The sequence below is a fragment of the Burkholderia sp. B10 genome, assembly GCF_004368385.1.
GTDB classification, from domain to species: domain Bacteria; phylum Pseudomonadota; class Gammaproteobacteria; order Burkholderiales; family Burkholderiaceae; genus Burkholderia; species Burkholderia vietnamiensis.
This window is the reverse complement of the sequence record NZ_PQMX01000154.1, coordinates 1-2,768: the sequence shown is the minus strand read 5'-3', so window position 1 is coordinate 2,768 and position 2,768 is coordinate 1. Positions and strand designations below refer to the sequence as shown.

Annotated in this window: 3 protein-coding genes; all 3 read right to left on the bottom strand. The window is 59.7% G+C overall.

The window, feature by feature from the left end:
* Positions 1-92 precede the first annotated feature (92 nt).
* The 3 genes from C3Y15_RS31255 to C3Y15_RS31245 all read right to left on the bottom strand — a co-directional run bounded on the left by C3Y15_RS31255 (position 93) and on the right by C3Y15_RS31245 (position 2,470).
* On the bottom strand, positions 93-590 hold the full coding sequence (locus tag C3Y15_RS31255; protein ID WP_059475296.1) for a nuclear transport factor 2 family protein: 498 nt from the start codon (positions 588-590) through the stop codon (positions 93-95).
* 127 nt (positions 591-717) lie between these two features.
* On the bottom strand, positions 718-1,572 hold the full coding sequence (locus C3Y15_RS31250; protein ID WP_011880967.1) for a DJ-1/PfpI family protein: 855 nt from the start codon (positions 1,570-1,572) through the stop codon (positions 718-720).
* A gap of 151 nt (positions 1,573-1,723) precedes the next feature.
* A complete protein-coding gene (locus tag C3Y15_RS31245; protein WP_014724123.1) occupies positions 1,724-2,470 on the bottom strand; it encodes an SDR family oxidoreductase in 747 nt (248 codons plus the stop codon).
* Between the last annotated feature and the right edge of the window lie 298 nt (positions 2,471-2,768).

Below are 2,768 nucleotides of genomic sequence, written 5' to 3'. Positions count from 1 at the left end.
GTGCGGGCCGCCTTCGACTGGAAATCAGCGATGAACCAGTTTGCTATCCTGTTTGGCGAGCGATTCACGCAGGCGCGCGGATAACGCGCTGTTCAACCGCCTCGCCCACAAAAATGCGGACAGGTTCGGGTAGCGTAATCATTCCAGATATCGCGATGCAATTTCCACGCACCGCCCTCCTTCAGAAAAAGGAGGATCTGCTTGCCACGGTATTTGACGGCCCCAGCATGGTCACGGATTTCCGCATCCGAAACCTCCGTCACGGCCCGGTCGTTACCGTAGAACTCATAATTGCTGAACGATACGGTGTCGGGCTTTGCCCCGGCATACTGCTTGGCGAAGTATGCGGCAATCGCGCTGCCACCCGTCACCCTGTTGCCGCCGGGCGGCAGCAGTGCGCCGTCGTGCGTATACAAGCGGCCTATCGCCTCGTAATCCCCTCGCGCAAAGGCATCGGCCCACCGCGCGTTTTCGGTATTGATGGCCGCTTCGATTCGAGGCTGCGGGCCACTGGCAACTGCCGGCACGGCAAAGGCGAAAAAAGCAAAGCAGGCCGCAACGGGTGCGGCAAGACGACGAATCTGTTGCATTTGAGATTTTTCCGATCAGATTTCAAATAGACGGGCCTGCGCCAGATCGCGCAGGTGAGGCAAGCAATGTTGGTTGCGGCTTCATCGAGAGCCGTGCGAGTCCTCGCAGACATTGCCCGCGGGAATTTCAGCGAACGCCCGGGATTCGTGCGAGTCCCTTGGATGCACCGGGCAGTTCTTTGTCGACCATCGCGATGACTTCCTGCCGTGCGTCTCTGGGGTGGCCGGAATGGAACGGCGGAGCGGGATCGTATTCGATTACGAGTTGCGTGAATTCGGCAGCCTGTTGACCGCGCAGCTTCGCCGCGACGCGAAGTGCGAAATCGATGCCGGCCGTCACGCCGCCGCCGCTCATGAAGCGGCCGTTGTCGTCTTCGACGAATCGATCCGGCACGGGGATGGCGCCATATTCGGACAGCTTGTTGACGAACGCCCAATGGCAGGCGCTACGCTTGCCATTGAGAATGCCCGTCGCAGCGAGCACCAACGATCCGTTGCAAACCGAGGTCACATGTTTGGCACTTTGGGCCAAACGCCGGATCTGCGCCTGATACTCGGGCCGCATCGGCGCCGTCAAATCGGAGCCACCGGGCACCAGAATCAGATCGGTTCGCTCGATATCGGCCAGCCGTTCGGTCTTGCCGTACACGACTCCGAATTCGAGCGTCACGTTGCCCCCATTGAGGCTCGCATAGCGAACGTTCGTATTCGGTAACCGGTGGAAAATCTCGCTGGGGCCGGCGAAGTCGAGCAGCGTCCCGCCGTCGTAATTGACAATCAAAATGTCGAGCGGGTCATTCGGAGCGAGTTCTCCTTTGCTGGCTGCCTGCGCAAGAGCAGGCGCGGTATGGCCAAGCAGTGCTCCGCCACCCAGTACGGCGCCGAGCGTGACGATGCTTCCGAATTTGAGAATATCGCGGCGCGAACGACCGGCTTCGGTGAGTGGCTTCCCGGTGCGATTGTTTTCGCTAGTGTCGGTCAAGATCGTTTCTCCTTGCGCTTCGGCCGCTCCACTTTTGCAACGAGGCTGGGCCGGATTGAACACCACCGCGCGAATAACGCGCAGTGGACATGTGATCAGGTGTGGATGAATCGGAAGGTCGTGCCGGGCTCGTGAACCGGTGTGCTCCCGCTTAAAGCTGCGACGCTCCGCCATCGACAACCAGTTCGCTGCCGACCACGTAGGAGGATTCGTCGCTGGCGAGATAGAGCGCTGCGTAGGCAATGTCCTCTGCCTTTGCCAGACGGCCAACCGGGATGGTCTTCGCGAACTCGCTTTTGAAGTTGCGGACGTCCTCGTCCGACATCCCCCACTTGCTGAGCAGGGGCGTGTCCGTGCCACCGGGCGCGATCGCGTTGAACCGGATCTTGCGATCGAGAAACTCGTAGGACCAACTACGGGCAAGCGATCGCACGGCGGCCTTGGCTGCCGCGGTCAACGATATGCCGTGCTTGCCGGTCTGGGCGACGAACGAGGTGTTGAGGATGACCGAGGCGCCCTCTCGCAACTCCGGCAGCATCGCCTGAAGCGTGTAGACCACGCCCTTGACGTTGATGTCCATGATCTCGTTGTAGAGGTCATCGTCGATGTCATTCACTGCGGACGGGAAAGCCCAGCCAGCGTTGGCGAATACGACATCCAGGCCGCCGAACCGTTCTTTTAACTGGGCGGCAACGGCACGCATGTCGTCGATCGAACGCACATCGGCCCTGAAAACCAATGCATCGTCGCCAAGCTCGGCCTTCACACGCTCGAATGCAGCGACATCGCGACCGGTCACCGCGACCCGAGCGCCTTCTGCAATAAAGAGCTTCGCGGTCGCGAGACCGATTCCGCTAGTGCCGCCGGTAATCAAAGCCGATTTGTTCTTAAGCCTCATTCTCTGTTCCTTTCGTTTGCGCGAAATTGATCAAACCGGGAGCTCAATGGGCAATCGCATTTGTGCTCTTGATCCGGCTTGATTGCTGCGCAAATTATGGAACTGGAGCCGAATGGCTCAAAGGTCGTATAACCCTCACAATACGCCACACGACCCAGCTTGATGAATGACGCATTTCGGCGCTTACTGGCGGGCCGCGCGCAAGGAAGACGCGCTCGCGGCTAACCCTCGGCTCACGAGGCAGCGTGCTCGTACCAGTTGCTGGCTAAAACGGATGGATCACGGGCCTCGATGAAGT

What these genes read in the sequence shown, in the direction of transcription:
- C3Y15_RS31245 (WP_014724123.1), bottom strand. Translation starts at nt 2,470, where the DNA reads ATGAGGCTTAAGAACAAATCGGCTTTGATTACCGGCGGCACTAGCGGA.
- C3Y15_RS31255 (WP_059475296.1), bottom strand. Translation starts at nt 590, where the DNA reads ATGCAACAGATTCGTCGTCTTGCCGCACCCGTTGCGGCCTGCTTTGCT.